The 327-nt window shown below is 43.4% G+C and carries 1 pseudogene; it reads left to right on the top strand.

The features are described from left to right. Positions 1 to 156 (top strand): annotated as a pseudogene (locus tag BGP75_RS27545) (IS3 family transposase); the annotation flags it as partial. Positions 157 to 327 lie beyond the last annotated feature (171 nt).

Genomic DNA, 327 nt, shown 5'->3' on the forward strand with positions numbered 1-327 from the left:
CGTAATTTGGGGATCAATTCGGGCAACCTGCATCGCTGGATTAAGGAATATCAAACACCGGATAAAAAAGCGTTTACGGGGAATGGCAGCCCCAGAGACGAGGAACTCGCTACGCTTAAGCGAGAGTTAGCCCAAGTAAAGAAGGAACGGGATTTTTTAAGAGAAGCGGCTGTAGATTCAAGTGAACAACGCAACAGTTATACTAATATACTGATTTGGCGGAGTTTATTTGATGACAAGACCAAAGCGCACATTCACTAATGATGAGAGAAATCTTGTTTTTGATTTGTGGAAACAAGGGGCTGGCTTTAGCGATATTGGACGAGT

Origin of the sequence: Motiliproteus sp. MSK22-1, assembly GCF_001968815.1 — a bacterium.
GTDB lineage: Bacteria > Pseudomonadota > Gammaproteobacteria > Pseudomonadales > Balneatricaceae > Motiliproteus.